21 protein-coding genes, 1 tRNA gene and 1 riboswitch are annotated in these 17,991 nt (G+C 60.6%); of the genes, 8 read left to right on the top strand and 14 right to left on the bottom strand.

Features of this window, described 5'->3' with window-relative positions; translation table 11 throughout:
* Window positions 1-44 precede the first annotated feature (44 nt).
* From FO488_RS13640 to FO488_RS13580, 13 genes are all read right to left on the bottom strand, one after another.
* The gene (locus FO488_RS13640; protein ID WP_149211064.1) at window positions 45-740 is read right to left on the bottom strand and encodes a phosphoadenylyl-sulfate reductase; all 696 of its coding nucleotides are present in this window, start codon (window positions 738-740) and stop codon (window positions 45-47) included.
* A 151-nt stretch (window positions 741-891) separates the two neighbouring features.
* Entirely contained in the window at window positions 892-1,929 is a 1,038-nt protein-coding gene (locus FO488_RS13635) for a sulfate/molybdate ABC transporter ATP-binding protein (protein WP_149211063.1), read from the bottom strand.
* A 169-nt stretch (window positions 1,930-2,098) separates the two neighbouring features.
* Window positions 2,099-2,965, bottom strand: a complete 867-nt coding sequence (gene cysW / locus FO488_RS13630; protein ID WP_149211062.1) for a sulfate ABC transporter permease subunit CysW — start codon at window positions 2,963-2,965, stop codon at window positions 2,099-2,101.
* 194 nt (window positions 2,966-3,159) lie between these two features.
* Window positions 3,160-3,990, bottom strand: a complete 831-nt coding sequence (gene cysT / locus FO488_RS13625; RefSeq protein WP_149211061.1) for a sulfate ABC transporter permease subunit CysT — start codon at window positions 3,988-3,990, stop codon at window positions 3,160-3,162.
* A gap of 182 nt (window positions 3,991-4,172) precedes the next feature.
* The gene (locus FO488_RS13620; RefSeq protein WP_149211060.1) at window positions 4,173-5,177 is read right to left on the bottom strand and encodes a sulfate ABC transporter substrate-binding protein; all 1,005 of its coding nucleotides are present in this window, start codon (window positions 5,175-5,177) and stop codon (window positions 4,173-4,175) included.
* Between the two features lie 73 nt (window positions 5,178-5,250).
* Window positions 5,251-5,478 carry a sulfurtransferase TusA family protein gene (locus tag FO488_RS13615; protein ID WP_149211059.1) on the bottom strand — a complete coding sequence of 76 codons (228 nt, stop codon included), beginning with the start codon at window positions 5,476-5,478 and terminating at the stop codon, window positions 5,251-5,253.
* A 13-nt stretch (window positions 5,479-5,491) separates the two neighbouring features.
* On the bottom strand, window positions 5,492-6,445 hold the full coding sequence (locus FO488_RS13610; RefSeq protein ID WP_149211058.1) for a 4Fe-4S dicluster domain-containing protein: 954 nt from the start codon (window positions 6,443-6,445) through the stop codon (window positions 5,492-5,494).
* Between the two features lie 89 nt (window positions 6,446-6,534).
* Window positions 6,535-6,933 (bottom strand): M67 family metallopeptidase, encoded by a 399-nt coding sequence (locus FO488_RS13605; RefSeq protein ID WP_149211057.1) that lies wholly within the window; start codon window positions 6,931-6,933, stop codon window positions 6,535-6,537.
* A gap of 162 nt (window positions 6,934-7,095) precedes the next feature.
* Entirely contained in the window at window positions 7,096-7,905 is an 810-nt protein-coding gene (locus FO488_RS13600) for a molybdopterin-synthase adenylyltransferase MoeB (RefSeq protein ID WP_149211056.1), read from the bottom strand.
* Window positions 7,906-7,908: 3 nt separating this feature from the next.
* Window positions 7,909-8,121 carry a sulfur carrier protein ThiS gene (gene thiS / locus FO488_RS13595; RefSeq protein WP_149211055.1) on the bottom strand — a complete coding sequence of 71 codons (213 nt, stop codon included), beginning with the start codon at window positions 8,119-8,121 and terminating at the stop codon, window positions 7,909-7,911.
* Window positions 8,122-8,164: 43 nt separating this feature from the next.
* Entirely contained in the window at window positions 8,165-9,409 is a 1,245-nt protein-coding gene (locus FO488_RS13590) for an O-acetylhomoserine aminocarboxypropyltransferase/cysteine synthase family protein (protein ID WP_149211054.1), read from the bottom strand.
* 77 nt (window positions 9,410-9,486) lie between these two features.
* Window positions 9,487-9,589, bottom strand: a riboswitch (SAM riboswitch).
* Window positions 9,590-9,916: 327 nt separating this feature from the next.
* The gene (locus FO488_RS13585; RefSeq protein WP_149211053.1) at window positions 9,917-10,216 is read right to left on the bottom strand and encodes a hypothetical protein; all 300 of its coding nucleotides are present in this window, start codon (window positions 10,214-10,216) and stop codon (window positions 9,917-9,919) included.
* A 100-nt stretch (window positions 10,217-10,316) separates the two neighbouring features.
* Window positions 10,317-10,391 (bottom strand) — tRNA-Val (locus FO488_RS13580).
* A 245-nt stretch (window positions 10,392-10,636) separates the two neighbouring features.
* Here FO488_RS13580 and rpsB point away from each other — a divergent pair.
* The 8 genes from rpsB to rseP all read left to right on the top strand — a co-directional run bounded on the left by rpsB (window position 10,637) and on the right by rseP (window position 17,354).
* Complete coding sequence (rpsB, locus tag FO488_RS13575) at window positions 10,637-11,407, top strand: 30S ribosomal protein S2 (RefSeq protein WP_149211052.1); 771 nt, start codon at window positions 10,637-10,639, stop codon at window positions 11,405-11,407.
* Window positions 11,408-11,453: 46 nt separating this feature from the next.
* Entirely contained in the window at window positions 11,454-12,104 is a 651-nt protein-coding gene (tsf, locus tag FO488_RS13570; RefSeq protein ID WP_149212192.1) for a translation elongation factor Ts, read from the top strand.
* Between the two features lie 113 nt (window positions 12,105-12,217).
* Entirely contained in the window at window positions 12,218-12,937 is a 720-nt protein-coding gene (gene pyrH, locus FO488_RS13565) for a UMP kinase (RefSeq protein ID WP_149211051.1), read from the top strand.
* A gap of 4 nt (window positions 12,938-12,941) precedes the next feature.
* Complete coding sequence (gene frr, locus FO488_RS13560; RefSeq protein ID WP_149211050.1) at window positions 12,942-13,499, top strand: ribosome recycling factor; 558 nt, start codon at window positions 12,942-12,944, stop codon at window positions 13,497-13,499.
* On the top strand, window positions 13,499-14,254 hold the full coding sequence (locus tag FO488_RS13555) for an isoprenyl transferase (protein ID WP_149211049.1): 756 nt from the start codon (window positions 13,499-13,501) through the stop codon (window positions 14,252-14,254). The genes frr and FO488_RS13555 overlap by 1 nt, the downstream gene beginning before the upstream one ends.
* Complete coding sequence (locus FO488_RS13550; RefSeq protein ID WP_149211048.1) at window positions 14,242-15,036, top strand: phosphatidate cytidylyltransferase; 795 nt, start codon at window positions 14,242-14,244, stop codon at window positions 15,034-15,036. The genes FO488_RS13555 and FO488_RS13550 overlap by 13 nt, the downstream gene beginning before the upstream one ends.
* Before the next feature lie 4 nt (window positions 15,037-15,040).
* Window positions 15,041-16,201 carry a 1-deoxy-D-xylulose-5-phosphate reductoisomerase gene (locus FO488_RS13545; protein ID WP_149211047.1) on the top strand — a complete coding sequence of 387 codons (1,161 nt, stop codon included), beginning with the start codon at window positions 15,041-15,043 and terminating at the stop codon, window positions 16,199-16,201.
* Between the two features lies 1 nt (window position 16,202).
* Window positions 16,203-17,354, top strand: a complete 1,152-nt coding sequence (rseP, locus tag FO488_RS13540) for an RIP metalloprotease RseP (protein WP_149211046.1) — start codon at window positions 16,203-16,205, stop codon at window positions 17,352-17,354.
* A gap of 9 nt (window positions 17,355-17,363) precedes the next feature.
* On the opposite strand, the gene FO488_RS13535 is transcribed toward rseP, so the two are convergent.
* Complete coding sequence (locus FO488_RS13535) at window positions 17,364-17,873, bottom strand: chemotaxis protein CheX (RefSeq protein ID WP_149211045.1); 510 nt, start codon at window positions 17,871-17,873, stop codon at window positions 17,364-17,366.
* Between the last annotated feature and the right edge of the window lie 118 nt (window positions 17,874-17,991).

Raw genomic sequence — 17,991 nt, 5'->3', positions numbered from 1 at the left:
CTCTCACTCCCCCGTGTCTCCGGGTTTTGGCTGCGGCTTCGGTTTTACCGCCGGTGCAGCCCGCATTCCTTGTTTTCCGGGTTCTCCCACCACCACCTGCCGGCGCGGGCATCCTCGCCCGGCTGCACCGCCCTGGTGCAGGGGGCGCAGCCGATGGAGCGGTACCCCTGGCCGTACAGGCGGTTTTTGGGCAGCCGCTGCTCTTCGGTGAAATCCGTGAGCTGTTCCTCGCTCCAGTCGATCAAAGGGTTGATCTTCAGGATGCCGCCGTTCAGGGTGTCCCGTTCGATGGCCTGCAGGTCGCTGCGGGTGACGCTCTGCTCGCGGCGCATGCCGGTTGCCCAGCCGGCAAGCCCCTTGAGGGCCCGGGAGAGCGGCTCCACCTTGCGGATATGGCAGCAGGCGTGGCGCTTGTCCAGCGATTCGCGGAAGGAGAACAGGCCCTCGGCCCGCTCCAGGTGCTCGACCGCTTCGTGGCGGGGGAAAAACCAGTCGATGTGCAGACGGTAGCGCTCCACCAGGGCGTCGGCCACCTCGTAGGTCTCTTCGTTCAAGCGGCCGGTGTCCAGGGCGAAGACCCCCAGGGGGAGCCCCGCTTCATGGGCGATATGGATGATGGCCACATCCTCCAGGGAGAAGGAGCAGGCCAGGGATACCGGTCCCCCGGCGGCCGCGATGCCGGCACGGAGGATCTCCGCGGGGGTGGCGTTTGCCGGTAGAGTGGGAATTGTTTTATCCATCAATTGCTCCTTTTGCAGGGTTTAAAGCCTTTTCTGAAACGCGAATTTTTCGTCAGATCAAGGCTGTCGAGGTAGCGCGCGGAGGCGTAGCAGCGCTACGCCGCACAAGGGCTGCCGAAGACTTACGTAGAGCTGGAGGAAAAGGCGCGTTTCATATCTGGTAGTCCTCCACGAACACCCTGACCTGCCGCGGCCGCACAAACACCGCTTCATCCTGCTGCAACCCCAGGTTCTTGAACACGTCCCTGGTCAACTCCGCCTCGATGAACTCGCCGGTGGCATCGATGGCCAAGGTGACCCGCACCGAGGGGCCCAACTTCTGGATATGCCTGATCTCGGCCTTCAGCGCCGTCGAGTCCTGGGGGCTGCGTTCGATCTCGATGTCGTGGGAGCGGACGTAGGACACGGCGTTCTCGTCGCTTTCATGCAGGCCGGCGCCCGGTTGGTTGAGGCGGCCGTGGAACAGGTTGACGTTGCCTAGGAAGTTGAGCACGAACGGGTTGGCGGGGTGGTCGTAGACCAGGTCCGGCGTGCCGGCCTGCTCGATCCGTCCCTTGTTCATGACCACGATGCGGTCGGCCACCTCCAGCGCCTCCTCCTGGTCGTGGGTAACGAAGACGCTGGTCACGTGGATCTCGTCGTGCAGCTTGCGCAGCCAGCGCCGCAGTTCGGCCCGCACCTGGGCGTCCAGGGCGCCGAAGGGCTCGTCCAGGAGCAGCACCTGCGGCTCCACCGCCAGGGCGCGTGCCAGGGCGATGCGCTGGCGCTGGCCGCCGGAAAGCTGTGCCGGGTAGCGCTGCGCCAGGCCTTCCAACTGCACCAGGCGGAGCAGTTCCATGACCTTGGCGTTGATCTCCGATTTGGCGGGGCGGGTGCCGCGCGGCCTGACGTTCAGCCCAAAGGCCACGTTGTCGAAGACGGTCATGTGCTTGAACAGGGCGTAGTGCTGGAAGACGAACCCGACCTTGCGTTCCCGCACATGGCGCTCGGTGGTGTCTTCGCCGTTGAAGAGGATGCGCCCGCTGTCCGTGCGCTCCAGGCCGGCAATGATCCGCAGCAGGGTGGTCTTGCCCGACCCGGACGGCCCCAGGAGCGCCACCAGTTCCCCCGAGGGGATGGAAAGGGTGACGTCGTCCAGGGCGGTGAAGCTGCCGAACTGCTTATGGATGTTTTCTACCTCAATACTCATGGGATCACCTATAAAATCAGATTCTTTAACTTCTGCCACAGAGACACGGAGACACAGAGGAAACATAAATCTTAAACTGCGTTGAAAAGCTCGTTTTGTCTTTCCGTCGTGTCTCTTTTGACTTTCTCCGTGTCTCTGTGTCTCTGTGGCAGATTTTAGATTTAAACTATCAGTCGCCCAACTGCTGCCGCACTTTCCATTCCGCCACGCTCTTCACCGCCAGGGTGATCAGGGCCAGGAAGGCCAGGAGCGAGGCCACGGCAAAGGCGGCCGTGTAGTTGTACTCGTTGTAGAGGATCTCCACGTGCAGCGGCACCGTGTTGGTGCTGCCGCGGATATGGCCGGAGACGACCGACACGGCCCCGAATTCCCCCATGGCCCGGGCGTTGCACAGGATCACGCCGTAGATGATGCCCCACTTGACGTTGGGCAGGGTCACCCGGAAGAATGTCTGCAAGCCGCTGGCGCCCAGCACCAGGGCCGCCTCCTCCTCGTCCCTCCCCTGGGCTTCCATGAGCGGGATCAACTCCCGGGCGATGAAGGGGAAGGTGACGAAGATGGTGGCCAGGATGATGCCCGGCACGGCGAAGACGATCTTGGTGTCGTGGGCGTCGAGCCACGGGCCGAGCCACCCCTGGCGGCCGAACAGCAGCACGAAGATCAGGCCCGAGATGACCGGGGAGACCGAGAAGGGGAGGTCGATCAGGGTGATCAGCAGGTTCTTGCCCGGAAAGGTGAACTTGGCAATGGCCCAGGCGGCCGTCACGCCGAACACCAGGTTGAGCGGCACCGCCACGGCGGCGGTGATCAGGGTCAGCTTGATGGACGACAGGGTGTCCGGCTCCTTGAGGGCGTCCAGATAGATTGCCAGCCCCTTGTCGAAGGCCTGGCTGAACACCGCCGCCAGGGGGAGGACGAGAAACAGGGCCAGGAAGACCAGGGCCGCGGCCGTCAAACCCCAGCGCACGAGGGCCGGTTCGGTGATGCGGTGGTTGGCGGTGGTCTTCCCTGAGTATGTGGTGATCGGTGCGGACATGGGGACCTCGATTTAAAAAATCTGTGCAAAAAATTTAAACCTGCCACAGAGACACGGAGACTCAGAGAAAACCAGGGGTAAGGCAAACAAAGAACAAGGATTCCAGATAATGTGTGTTACTCAAAAGCATTGCGTCTCTCTCCGTGTACCTCTGTGTCTCCGTGTCTCTGTGGCGGGTGTTGAATGCCTGCCGATTACTCGGCGTACCTTCTGCTCCACTTCTGGAGCAGGTTGATGACCAGGAGTATGGCGAAGGATGCCACCAGCATCACCGTGGCTACGGCCGTTGCCCCCTGGTAGTCGTACTGCTCCAGCTTGGTGATGATGATCAGCGGCGTGATCTCGGAGACCATGGGCATGTTGCCGGCGATGAAGATGATGGAACCGTACTCGCCCACGGCCCGGGCAAAGGCCAGGGCAAAACCGGTCAAAACCGACGGGAGCAGGAGCGGGAAAAGCACCCGGCGGAAGGTCTGCAGACGGTTGGCCCCCAGGCAGGCGGCCGCCTCCTCGATCTCGCTGTCCAATTCCTCGATGACCGGCTGGACCGTGCGCACCACGAAGGGGAGGCCGATGAAGGTCATGGCCACGATGATCCCCAAGGGGGTAAAGGCCACCTTGATGCCGTGGGGCTCCAGGTAGCGCCCGGCCCAGCCGTTGGCCGAGTAGACGGTTGCCAGGGTGATGCCGGCCACCGCCGTGGGCAGGGCAAAGGGGAGGTCCACCAGGGCGTCCACCAACCGCTTGCCGGGAAAGGGGTAGCGCACCAGCACCCAGGCCACCAGGACGCCGAACAGGGCGTTGATGCCGGCTGCCGCCAGGGCGGCGCCAAAGGTGACCTTGTAGGAGGCCAGCACCCGCGGCGCCGTCACCACCGCCACGAAGTCGTGCCAGCCCAGCCCCGCGGTCTTGAAGATCAGGGCGGAAAGCGGGATCAGCACGATCAGGCTCAGGTAGAGGAGCGTGTAGCCCATGGTCGGCCCGAAGCCGGGCAGGACGTTGTTATGGCGCTTGAAAAGTTTCATGATTGAGGCCCCTGGATGCTGCCGAGCCGGGAGGAAGAGCGGTGACGGTTCCCATCACTAGGTGTGGGGGATGTCGGTTTCATGCGCTTCCTCTCGCTCGGGATCATGCTGAAACGTATATGGGTTTGTCGTGTCGGGGGCAGGGAGGGCCTGCCCCCGACGGTGCGGTACAGGTGTCTTCCTTATTTTTTGGCGCCGTAGATCTGGTCGAACACCCCGCCGTCGGCGAAATGGGTTTTCTGGGCCTTCTGCCAGCCGCCGAATGCCTGGTCGATGGTGTAGAGTTTGAGCTTGGCCAGTTTGGTGGGCACCTTCTTGTCGATGGGGCGGTAGTAATGTTTGGCCGCGATCCGCTGCCCTTCGGCGCTGTAGAGATATTTCAGGTATTCCTCGGCCACCTTGCGGGTTCCGCGCTTATCCACGACCTTGTCCACCACGGCCACCGGCGGTTCGGCCAGGATGCTCTCGGGCGGGGTTACGACATCGAACTTGTCCGGGCCAAGCTCGTTGATGGCCAGGAAGGCCTCGTTTTCCCACGCCAGGAGCACATCGCCCATGCCGCGCTGCACAAAGGTGTTGGTGGCGCCGCGGGCGCCGGAGTCAAGCACCGGCACGTTTTTGAAGAGTTTGGTGATGAATTCCCTCGCCTTGGCCTCGTTGCCCCCCTTCTGATGCAGGGCGTAGCCCCAGGCTGCCAGGTAATTCCAGCGGGCGCCGCCGGAGGTCTTGGGGTTGGGGGTTATGACCGAGATGCCGGGCTTGATGAGGTCGCCCCAATCCTTGATATGCTTGGGATTGCCCTTGCGCACCAGAAAGACGATGGTCGAGGTGTAGGGGGAGCTGTTGTGGGGCAGGCGCTTCTGCCAGCCGGGCTTGACCAGCCCTTTCTCCTGGATGGCGTCGATGTCGTAGGCCAGAGCCAGGGTGACCACATCGGCGTCGAGGCCGTCGATGACCGAACGGGCCTGTTTGCCGGAACCGCCGTGGGACTGTTTGACGGTGACGCTCTGGCCGCTCTTTTTCTGCCAGTATTTGGCAAAGGCGCTGTTGAAATCCTGATACAGTTCGCGGGTCGGGTCGTAGGAAACGTTCTGCAGGGTGACGCCCGGCGCGGAGAAGGCGGGCAGGGCGGCGGCAAGGGTTAACGACAGTACGGAGACGATGGTGACGAGCTTTCGTGGGTGCATGACGGCGTTACCTCCTGTGTTTTGTCTATAGAATTTGTAGATATAAAGCCTAAAACAATACGCTGATGCTGCGTTAATCTTCAACCTTTTCCAGTTCCAGGACATAGTGGCCTTCATCCGTCTGCCGCAGTCCCAGAAGCTTGTGCCCTTCGGCCTTGAGGCTGCGCGGGACGTTCTTGACCGGTTCCCCGTCATCCAGGAGGATCTGGGCCGTTTCTCCGGCCGCAATGTCCTCCAGGGCCAGCTTGGCCTTGACGAAGTTCGTGGGACAACCCACGCCCCGCAGATCGATCACCTGCATGAGCATGCTCCTTTCATGATCGTATTCCCACCTGGGTCTCGATGACCTGGGGCGGTATGGTCGCTGTAACCGTATTTTCCGGGAACTGTTGCCGCAGATGGTCGAGCAGGGCCTGGGGGCCTTCCTTGATGATCACGTCCCCCAGCCTGATGCGGCCCAGGGCCTCGGCTTTTTCCTTGTACCACGCCAATACGGTCGAGATGAAATCCACGACCCGTTCCTCGGGGAGGAAGGTGGCGAACAGCGTGCCGACCAGGGGGTTGCGTCCCCACTTGCCGCCGATGCGCACCGTATAACCGCGGCGTTTCTCGCTCCAGGCGCTGGTGGGGCAGACCTTGACGCAGTCGCCGCACCAGATGCAGCGTTCGGCGTCGAAAACCGGCTTGTTGTCCTCGCCCATGGTGATCGCCTTGGGGACACAGTTCTTGGCACACAGACCGCAACTGATGCAGGCGTCCTTGTCCAGTTGGGGATAGATCGCACCCTGGAACCCCACATCGTTGGTGGCCGACTTGGGGCAGTCGAAGGGACAGCCGGCAAAGGCCACCTTGAACTTGTGATGGCCGGTGGCGGTGCCGAACAGCTTTTCATCCACCTCCAGGGCCGATTTCTGGGTGTCCACCAGGCCGTTGGGGTTGTACTCGCACCCGCCGCAGGCAACCGGGACGCGTACCCGTGCCCCGCAGGAGGCTACCTTCTGGGCCGCCTCGCCCAACTCCTCCACCACTACGTCGAAATCCCTGAAGTTGATGTTGATCAGCTCGATGGATTGCCGCACGGAAAGATGGACAAATTCGCCGCCGTATTTCTCTGCCACTTCCGCAATCTTTTTCAGGCGGGGAACCGACATCCTGCCGCCGGGAACCCGCAGGCGCACGGTGAACAGGTCCTTGCCCCGTTCCTTGATGAAGCCGCCTGACTTGAGATTGCTCAAATCAATCTTTGTGGGTTGTTGTGCCTTGGACATTGGTTGCTCTCCTGAAAAGTATGGTTTAAACCTATATTAAATACATAGACATTGTCAAGAATATTTTTTCATTTTTTATCGATTTGGTGTTAAATGGTTTCAAGCGGCTCGGGCTCTACGTTTCCGTCGTTGATCTTGTAGGATTTTACCACAGGTTCCCCGGGATTCGCCAGGGAGACGATGACGTGGGATACCTGCGGGGTGAGGGCCAGCCTGATGTCCTCCCGGGACGGACGGGCCGGCGTCTCGGGGTGGGAGTGGTAGATGGCCAGCATGGCAAGCCCCTTGGCCCGCAGATCCTTCACCACGCTGAACTGCTCCCGCGGTTCCATCATGAAATGCTCGTTGCTGGCGTCGGTGTTGGTCATGCGGTAGATGGCGGAGACGGTATCGTCCGCCCCGCCGAGAATCCCGCATACTTCCAGCGGGAATCCCTCCCGGGCATGGGCGATCAGGTCGTCATGGATGGAAACGGGGATTTTCAGCATGTTCAAACCTCGTAAGTTAAGAAAAACGATCAAAAACGGTCTCTCACAGAGCACACAGAGGCACGGAGGAATTCAAATGATAGAATCACAAATTGTTTCTCTGTGTCTCTGTGAGCTCGAGCGAACGCAGCGAGCGAGTGAGAGAACGAGTTCTTGCACTATCTAATTTTTTAAATCGCACACCGTCAACGCGTCCAATTCGTCCTGCACCTCGGTAATGGCCGGATGCTCGCCGCAGAGCGGGCAGGCCGGGTTGCGCTTCAGCGGAATCTCCCGGAACTTCATGCGCAGGGCGTTGTAGGTGAGGAGGCGGTTGGTCAGCAGCTCCCCCTTGCCCAGCAGGTACTTGATCGCCTCGGTGGCCTGGATGGTGCCCAGGACCCCCGGCAGCACGCCGATCACCCCGGCCTGGGAGCAGGTGGGGATGGCGTCCTTGGGGGGCGGCTCGGGGAAGATGCAGCGGTAGCAGGCCGATTCCCCCGGCCGCACCGTCATGGTCTGGCCGTCGAACTGCAGGATGCCGCCATGGGAGTAGGGGATGCCGGCAAGGACGCAGGCGTCGTTGATCAGGAACTTGGCGGCGAAGTTGTCGGTGCCGTCGATGACAAAGTCGTAGTCGCGGATGATGTCCGCAATGTTGGCGGCACTGATCCATTCCTTGTAGGCCCTGACCTGCAGGGCGGGGTTGATGGCCTGCATCTTTTCCCGGGCCGATTCCACCTTGGGCTTGCCCACATCGGGGGTGAAATGGATCACCTGGCGCTGCAGATTGGACAGGTCCACGTCGTCCGCATCGGCGATACCGATGGTTCCTATTCCCGCCGCCGCCAGATAGAGGGCGATGGGCGCCCCCAGGCCGCCGGCGCCGATGATCAGCACGCGGCCGTCGAAGAGCCGCTGCTGCCCCTTGCCCCCCACCTCTTTCAGCATGATGTGGCGGGAGTAGCGTTCGATCTGCTCGTCGGTCAGCATGGTTTAGCGCCCTCCGCCCATGAAATAGATGAATTCCAGCGCGTCGCCGCCCTGTACCGGTGTCTTCACGAAGGCGTCCCGTTCCAGGATTTCGCCGTTCAGTTCCACGGTGACGTACTGGCGTTGCGCCACGTCCAGTTCCTCCAGCAGCGATTCGACGGTGCGGGCCGGGTTTTCGGCGAGGGCGGTTTCTTTTCCGTTAATAGTGATGGTCATGTTACTCTCCAGTGTATCTCAATTTTAATAGATGTCTCGATGTCTAGATGGCGTCCAGGGCCTGGTTGAAATCCCCGATGATGTCCGCGCTGTCTTCGATGCCGACCGACACCCGGACCAGGTCCTCGCTCACCCCCATGAGCGCCTTGTCCGCCAGGGGATAGTCGGCGCAGATGGTGCTGGCGGGGTGGATCACCAGGGTCTTGGCGTCGCCGATGTTGGCCAGGTTTTTGGCCATGCGCAGGGCGTTGATGACGCGGAAGGCCGTTTCCTTGGTGCCGGTGCCGAAGGTCAAAAGCCCGCCGTAACGTCCGCCGTACAGGCGCGTGGCGACCTCGTGGCCGGGGGTGTTCTCCAGGCCGGGGTAGTTGACCCACGCCACCTTGGGGTGGGTCGAGAGGAAGCGCGCCAGGGCCAGGGCGTTGCTGCAGTGCCGCTCCATCCTGAGGGCCAGGGTCTGGACGCCCTCGGTCAGGAGGAAGGAGTTGAACGGCGCGGCGCAGGCCCCCACATCCTTGTGCACCAGCTTGCGGGCGCGGGCGGTGAAGGCGAATTGACGGTACTTTTTATGAAAAAGTTCAAAATGGGGAAAGCGGGTCGAATTCCAGTTGAAGACCCCGCGGTCGATGATGACGCCACCGATGGAGGTGCCGCTGCCGTTGATGTACTTGCTGGTGGAATGGATCACGATATCGGCCCCCAGTTTGGCGCCGTCGGCAAGATAGGGGGTGGTCACGGTGGCGTCCACGACCAGCGGCAGTCCCGCCTGATGTGCGATCGCGGCCAGTCCGGGGATGTCGGGCACATCCAGTTTGGGGTTGCCCACGGTTTCGACGAAGAGAAGCCGGGTCCGGTCGTTGATGGCGGCCTGGACCGATTCCTGATCCAGGGGATCGACGAAGCGGGCCGTGATGCCGAAGTTGGCGAGGGTATCCCGAAACAGGGAAAAAGTGCCACCGAACAGGGATGAGGAGGCCAGGATCTCGTCGCCGGCCCGGGCGATGGTCATGACCGTGGTGGTGATGGCCGCCATGCCGGAGGCGGTCGCCAGGGCTGCGCCGCCCCCTTCCAGCAGCGCCAGGCGCCGCTCGAGGGCCTCGGTGGTCGGGTTGCCCAGGCGGGTATAGACCTGGCCGGCCGCACGGCCGCGAAAGACATCTTCCAGGGCGTCGGCGCTCTCGTAGGCAAAGGAACTGGATTGCACGATGGGGACCGAGGTGGCGCCCGCCGGTCCCGGTTCCAGGCCGCCGTGCACGAGGAGCGAATCAAAGCGTAGTGGTGTATCCATGCGGTGTGTCTCCATAAAAAAATCCCATCCGGGGGGAGATGGGATGGGTATCACGAAGGATGGGCTTCGTAATCCCCACCTCATCTTCGCCCGTATCGGCAGGAATTAGCACCTGACGCCCCGTGCGGGCCGGTTGCTGTGGTTTCGTCGGGCCTTTCCCTCCACCACTCTCAATAAGGTCTGGGTACTGTTAAATTGTCTTGAATCAATCTTTACTAAACTACACATATTCTGTCAATAAATATTTGAGATAATTTTATCATATTGGTGATGTATTTTATTCGAATGAATGTGACACCTGGACGATTTTCAAGAACTATAGAATGTAATTATCTTATATTATTATATAAAATTGTAACTCATTTTAGTGATAAATTGTCCGGTGGCGGAGTCGTACCAAGCTTTTGGAGGGGGGAGGGGGCTGGGTTTTGCCGGATGCCGACACGACCAAAGGCCGGGGAATGGATTCCTTCGGCCTTTGGTCGTGTGGCGGGTATGTTGTGCGGGTTATTTGATTTTGATCAGGGTGAGGTTGCTGCCGTCGATTTTCAGGGCGTCCCCGTGGAATTTCAGATAAATCTCTTTTTTGAAGGGGTCGATGATCTTGATTCGGCCATCGTCCAGAACCATCCAGGTGAAAGGGGTCTTTCCCATGTTGTTCGTGGAGATCCCGGTGTGGTCATTCACGAATTCGGCGACAAAATCGAAGCCCTCGGCTTTCCAGGTGCCGTATATCTGGGACTCGGGCTTGCTGCACCCCGTTGCAATGGTAAGGCAGGTCAGCAATAACCAAATGAGCTTTTTCATTGCGAGGTCCCCGGGGGTTTCGATAGCGGAGCGGTGGCGCCCTGTGGGCGCTGGAACGAAAAATGGCCGGCCAGTTGGCCAGCCATTTTATGGTTTTTGTTGGTGGGCGCTACTGGGATTGAACCAGTGACCCCTGCCGTGTGAAGGCAGTGCTCTCCCGCTGAGCTAAGCGCCCGATTGTTCCCATTGAATAGCAGAGCGCGCGGTTTCTGTCAAGCCCCAGAATGAAAAATTGCGTAACTCCGGGGAAGGGGCGTGGGTAAGGGTGCGGTTCCAGATAGTTAATTTTACTTGTCATCCTCTGGGCGATTGTGCTATAAAATTTCGATTACAATTCACACGCCTCGGATAATAACCGGCGGTGTCCCTTGTGGCTTGCGGGGATTCAACGGGGCGGAGGAAAAACCAAAGGAGAAGAGTATGTCAAGCATCAGCATGAAGGAACTGCTGGAAGCCGGCGTCCATTTCGGCCACCAGACCAAACGCTGGAACCCCAAGATGAAACCCTACATCTTCGGGGCACGTAACGGAATCTACATCATCGACCTGCAGAAGACCGTCCGTTATTTCAAATCCGCTTACAACTTCGTAAAAGAATCGGTCGAAAACGGCAACACCGTGTTGTTCGTCGGCACCAAGAAGCAGGCCCAGGATTCGGTAGCCGAAGAGGCGACGCGTTGCGGCATGTTTTACGTCAATCAGCGCTGGCTGGGCGGCATGCTGACAAACTTCGCCACCGTCAAGCAGAGCATCGACCGCCTCAAGCGCCTCGACGCCATGTTCGAGGACGGCACCATCGACGCCTACACCAAGAAGGAATCCCTCCAGTTCGACAAGGAGCGTGAAAAGCTCCAGAAGATCCTGGGCGGCATCAAGGGGATGAGCAAGCTTCCCGGCCTGATGTTCGTCATCGACCCCAAGAACGAAGAAATCGCCGTTCAGGAAGCCAACAAACTGGGCATCCCCGTTGTGGCCATCGTCGATACCAACTGCGATCCCGATCCCATCGACCACGTCATCCCCGGCAACGACGACGCCATCCGCGCCATCCGCCTGCTGAGCTCCAAGATCGCCGACGCTTCCATCGAAGGGGCCCAGGCCCGTAGCGCCGCTCTCCAGGCCGACAGCGAAGGGGGCGAGGAATTCGCCGCCGAAGCGGTTGAAGACGTCGCCGGCGAGACCGCCGAATAAGGACTGATCCACACATTGATCCCCTGGAACGGGGAAGGAGGATATGATGGCTGTTACTGCTGCACAGATCAACGAATTGAGAAAATCGACCGGGGCCGGCATGCTCGACTGCAAGAAGGCCCTTGAGGAAAGTACCGGTGATTTCGAGAAGGCCGTGGATTACCTGCGCAAGAAGGGGCTGGCCGCTGCCGCGAAGAAGGCCGGCAGAGCCGCCACTGAAGGTGCCGTGGGCTGTTATATCCACGCCGGCGGCAAGATCGGCGTCATGGTCGAGATCAACTGCGAAACCGACTTCGTTGCCAAGAATGAAAACTTCCAGATCTTCGTGAAGGACATTGCCATGCATATCGCTGCCGCCTCGCCTACCTGCGTGCGCCGCGAGGAAGTGCCTGCCGACGTTCTGGAACGGGAGAAGGAAATCTACCGCGCCAAGGCCCGCGAAACCGGCAAGCCGGAAAATATCATCGAGAAGATCATCGAGGGTCAGGTCAACAAGTTCTACGCCGATGTCTGCCTGCTGGAGCAGGCGTACGTCAAGGACCCGGACAAGACCATCGAACAGTATCTCAACGAAACCATCGCCAAGATCGGCGAGAATATGTCCATTCGCCGCTTTACCAAGTACGTCCTCGGCGAAGGACTGGAAAAGAAGGAATCGGACTTTGCTGCCGAAGTGGCAGCAGCGGCCGGCATGTAGTCAGACGCCGAAGCCGGCCGTCATGGCCGGCTTTTTTTTATGCTCGCCGCCTTGTCATCATCGCACATCTGACGACTTCTACATACATCACATTCAGGACGGGAGCAGACCATATGAACAGGCCGTCATTTTCCAGAGTGCTCTTGAAGCTGTCCGGCGAATCGCTCGCCGGCGACCAGGGATACGGCATCGATCCGCTGACCATCAGCACCATCGCCCGGGAGATCAAAGAGGTTGTGGACTCGGGGGTCCAACTGGCGCTCGTGATCGGCGGCGGCAACATATTCCGCGGCCTGGCCGCCTCATCCAAGGGGATGGACCGTGCCAGCGCCGACTACATGGGCATGCTGGCCACCGTGATCAACTCCCTGGCCATGCAGGACGCCCTGGAGAAGGTGGGAGTTTCCACCCGGGTCCAGTCGGCCATCGCCATGCAGGAGGTGGCCGAGCCGTATATCCGGCGGCGGGCCATACGGCATCTTGAGAAGGGGCGGGTGGTGATCTTCGGCGCCGGCACCGGCAACCCGTACTTTACCACGGATACCGCAGCCAGCCTGCGGGCCATGGAAATCAACGCCCAGGTGATCCTCAAGGGGACCAAGGTGGACGGCGTCTACTCGGCCGATCCGAAGAAGGACGCCACGGCGGTCAAGCTGCCGAAACTGACCTATCTTGAAGTGCTCAAGATGGGGCTGCAGGTTATGGACGCCACCGCCACCTCACTCTGCATGGACAACAACCTGCCGATTATCGTATTCGATCTGACCACCGAGGGCAACATCACGAAGGTCATCTGCGGTGAAGAAATCGGAACCATCGTACAAGGAGAATAGACATATGCCAAAGGCCGTGATCGACGACATGAAGTCCCATATGGAAAAGACCGTCAGCGTTCTCAAGGGGGAATTCCAGAAGATCAGGACCGGTCGCGCCAGCACCGGCATTCTGGATGTGGTCAAGGTTGACTATTACGGCAACCCCTCCTCCATCAGCCAGGTGGCGACCCTGGCGGTGCCGGAGCCGCGCACCATCACCATCGCCCCCTGGGAGGCCAAGATGATCGGCCCCATCGAAAAGGCGATCCTCAACGCCAATATCGGCCTGACCCCCTCCAACGACGGCAAGATCATCCGTCTCAACCTGCCGCCGCTGACCGAGGAACGCCGCAAGGAAATCGTCAGGGATCTCAAGAAAAAGGCCGAAGAGGACAAGATCGCCCTGCGCAACATCCGCCGCGACGCCATGGACAAGCTGAAGAAGCTGGAGAAGGACAAGGCGGTCACGGAAGATGAACTGAAGAAGTATGAAAAGGATGTACAGGATATTACCAAGAGCTTCGAGACCAAGATCGACGAAGCGGTGGCCCATAAGGAAAAAGAGGTCATGGAAGTCTGATGGAGCCGCTCGAACCGGGCAAACTGCCCACGCACCTTGCCGTCATCATGGACGGCAACGGGCGGTGGGCCCAGCAGCGCATGCTCAAGCGCATCGTAGGCCACCAGCGCGGGGCCGAGACCATCAAAATGGTGGTGGAGCAGGCGTCCCTTCTGGGGATCAGGTATCTGACCCTGTTCGCCTTTTCCTCGGAAAACTGGTCGCGGCCCGCCATGGAGGTCAAGGCGCTGATGGCGCTGCTCAAGAAGTACATCCGCCAGGAAACGGCGCGCATGATGCGCAAGAACATCCGCTATAACGTCATCGGCAACCGCAGCGAACTACCCGACGACGTCAACGCCACCCTGGAGGACGCCATCCGCGAAACGTCCGGCAATACCGGCATGGTGCTGACCCTGGCGCTTTCCTACGGCGGCCGGCAGGAGATCAGCATGGCGGCGCGCCGGCTGGCCCGGGACGTGGCGGCCGGCACGGTCAGGCCGGACGACATTACCATGGAACTTTTCTCCGGTTATCTCGACACCGGTGGCCTGCCCGATCCGGATTTCCTGATCCGCACCAGCGGAGAAATGCGCATCAGCAACTTCCTCTTGTGGCAATTGGCCTACACCGAGCTGTATTTTACCGAAACCTACTGGCCCGACTTCACCATCAACGAGTTCCACAAGGCGCTGGCCGATTTCCAGTCCCGGGAGCGGCGTTTCGGCAAAACCAGCGACCAACTACTGAATAGGGGCTCCTTATTAAACGCCTGATCTCAGCGCTTATCCTCCTGCCGGTCCTGATCCTGACCATTCTCAAGGGCGGCCCGCTGTTGTTCGCCTGCCTGCTGGCCATCTTCGTCTTCATCGGCATTCACGAATTCTACCGCATGGCCCTGCCGGACAGGACCGTCGAGGTGTGGCCGGCGGCCGTCTGCGGCACGCTCCTCATTTTCGTCCCCTTTTTCGGCAACGACCGCCACCTCCTGGCAGGGGTCGCTTTCCTGTTCCTGGCCTTTGCCCTTCTGTTTCTCTTCCGCATCCGGGAGGTGGCCGATGCCGCGCGGGAGATCGCCCATGCCATGCTGGCGTTTCTCTACATCCCGTTCCTGCTGATGCATCTGGTCATGCTGCGCCAGACCCCCTACGGCATCCAGTGGCTCCTGGTGATCATGCTGATCGTCATGACCAACGATTCGGCGGCCTATTACACCGGCGGCGCCTTCGGCAAACACCGCCTCTACCCGCTGGTCAGCCCCAAGAAAAGCATCGAGGGGGCCCTGGGCGGGCTGGCCGGCAGCATTGGCGGCACCCTGATCGCCAAGTTCAGCTTTTTCCCCCAGCTGAGCTTTCGGGATGCCCTGGCGACGGCCCTGTTCATCGGAGCCCTCGGGCAGGCCGGCGACCTGTTCGAATCGCTCCTCAAGCGCAGTTTCGGGGTCAAGGATTCCGGGACCATCATCCCCGGCCACGGCGGCGTTCTGGACCGTCTGGACAGCATCATCTTCGCCGCGCCGGCCCTCTATTACTACGTCATCTATTTTTTCAAGGGATAGCTCTATGAAACATCTCACCATTCTCGGTTCAACCGGCTCCATCGGCGTCAGCACCCTGGAGATCGTCGCCGCGTACCCGGACCGTTTCCGCGTGGTTGCCATGACCGCCGGCCGCAATCTCGAACTGTTCGCCCGCCAGATCAAAGCGTTCTCGCCGCGCATCGCCGTTGTCGCCGCCCAGGAGGACGTCCCCCGGCTCAGGGAGATGTGTTCCGGGATTGCGGTTGAGATTCTGGGAGGCGTTGAAGGCCTGATCGCCGCCGCCGTCGCCGACGAAACGGAGATGGTGGTGGCCGCCATCGTCGGCGCCGCCGGTCTGGTTCCCACCGCCGCCGCCATCCGGGCCGGCAAGGACATCGCCCTGGCCAACAAGGAGACCCTCGTCACCGCCGGGCATCTCTTCATGGAGATGGTGGCCGAGTACGGCGTCAAGCTCTACCCGGTGGACAGCGAGCATAGCGCCGTGTTCCAGTCCATGGAAGGGCATCGCAGCGAAGACATCACCCGGATCATCCTGACCGCTTCGGGCGGCCCGTTCCTGAACACGCCGACCGAGCAGCTGGCCGGCGTCACCGTGCGGGATGCCCTCAATCATCCCAACTGGAGCATGGGGCGCAAGATCTCCATCGATTCGGCGACCATGATGAACAAGGGGCTGGAGGTGCTGGAGGCGCGCTGGCTGTTCGATGTGCCGGTGGAGAAGATCGACGTCAATATCCACCCCCAGAGCATCATCCACTCCATGGTCGAATACGTGGACGGCTGCGTCATCGCCCAGTTGGGCACGCCCGACATGAAGGCTCCCATCGCCTACGCCCTGTCCTATCCGGAGAGGGTGGCAACCGGGGTCAAGCCGCTCGACCTGACCGCCCTGTCCGGGCTGACCTTCTTCAGGCCGGACCAGGAGAAGTTCCGCTGCCTCGGACTGGCCTATCGGGCCATCAAGGAGGGGGAGAGCATGCCGGCCGTGATGAATGCCGCCAACGAGATCGCCGTGGAGGCGTTCCTGGAGGGACGGCTCGGCTTCATGCAGATCGCCCAGGTCATTGAGCGGACCATGGATGCCCACCAGGCCCATAACCTGAAATCCATCGAAGAGGTGTTGCTGGCCGACCGCTGGGGGCGCGACCGGGCCCGCGAGATCTGCCGGGGAATGGTGAACTGATATGATGATCGTCTATGCCGTAATCGTCCTGGGGGTACTGATCTTCGTCCATGAGTTCGGGCATTTCCTGGTGGCCAAGCTGTTCAACGTCAAGGTGGAGAAGTTTTCCCTCGGCTTCGGACCCAAGCTGGTGGGCAAGAAGATCGGCGAGACGGAATACCTGGTCTCTGCCTTCCCCTTGGGCGGCTATGTCAAGATGTTCGGCGAGGGAGGCTTCATCGAGGGGGCGGAATCGCACCATCCCGCTTCGGAGGAAGGGGAGGAAAACGGTGCCGCACCTGCCGGCGAGGCTGTCGCCGTCCCTCGGGAGTTGACGGCGGAGGAAAAGAGCCGCTCCTTCGCCCATAAGCCGCCCCTGGCGCGGATCGCCATCGTTATGGCCGGGCCGGCATTCAACCTGGTCTTTGCCTGGCTGGCCTTCATCGTGCTCTGCATGCTGGGCGTACCTTCCATCACCACCAAGATCGGCGAGGTCCTGAAGGACAAGCCCGCGGCAAAGGCCGGCGTTCAGAAGAACGACGTCATAACCGCCATCAACGGTAAGGGCATTGCCCATTGGGAAGAGGTGGCCGAAGCGATTGCCGCGACCAAGGGCCAACCGGTCGTGGTGGCGGTGAAGCGCAATGGGGCGGACCTGCAGTTCACCATCGTGCCCGAACCGCGCATCAGCAAGAACCTGTTCGGCGAAAAGGTCAACGGCTTCGCCATTGGCGTGGCTTCGGCCGGCGAGGTGGTAACCGAGCATTTCGGCCCCATCGAGGCGATCGGCAAGGGTACGGTCCAAACCGGGAAGGTGATCGAGATCACGGTCATGTCGCTGGTAAAACTGGCCCAGCGCGTCGTGCCGCTGGATTCGCTCGGCGGGCCGATCATGATCGCCAAGATGGCCGGTGAAACCGCCCAGGCCGGCGGCTCCAGCTTTTTGGCCTTCATGGCGCTGCTCAGCGTCAACCTGGGGGTACTCAACCTCCTGCCGGTGCCGGTTCTTGACGGCGGGCATCTTTTCTTCTTTTTCTGGGAATTGATATTCCGCCGCCCGGTCAGCCAAAAGGCCCGCGAATATGCCCAACAGGTCGGCCTGATGCTGCTTTTGGGGCTGATGATCCTGGCGTTCTACAACGATATCATCAGGTATTTCGTCGGCCAGGGATAACGGTGGCGCCTAGCCCTCTTCCAGGGCCACGGCGACCATGAACCAGTCCTCGTCCGAGGCGGCAAAACGAAGCGCCAGCGCCTCCGGCTTGTTGGTGAGGGAGATGGCGTACCGCTTTCCGGTGACCACCGAGGGCGTCGAGAGCCGGATGTCCAGGCCGCTGCTGGTCAGGTGCTGTTTGAAGGAGCCGGCAATCATGTTGGCGACCTCTCCCAGCGCGTCCTGGATGTCATCGCCGGAATCGCTCACGTCCTGACCAAGCATGTTGGTGGTGATGCCTCTGGCCAATTCGTCCGGGACATGCAGGCTGATGAGGCCGTTGTAGGTGCCCGCCAGGCCGACCAGGGCGCTGGTGCAGCCGGAAAAATGATTCACGGGATTGATCTCCAGCGGGAGATGCAGCAGGTCGTCCATGCCGACCATGGTGTTGAAGACATCTTTCACGTCCCGTACGAGCTGCTTTGCCAGCACATCCTCAGTTGTATGAAGTCTCTCCAGCAAGACCGATGAAAATCCCATGTTTCCCCCCCCGTAACGATATGATTCCCACAACGGCGCTCACCGTACTCACTCCCTGTCTGCGCGGGATGGGGACAGTCCGTGCGCTACAGGACTTATCTAGCAGGTTGGATGCCAA

Source organism: Geobacter sp. FeAm09, assembly GCF_008330225.1.
In the GTDB taxonomy this organism is placed as follows: Bacteria; Desulfobacterota; Desulfuromonadia; order Geobacterales; family Pseudopelobacteraceae; genus Oryzomonas.
This window is presented reverse-complemented; position numbering and strand designations above follow the sequence as displayed.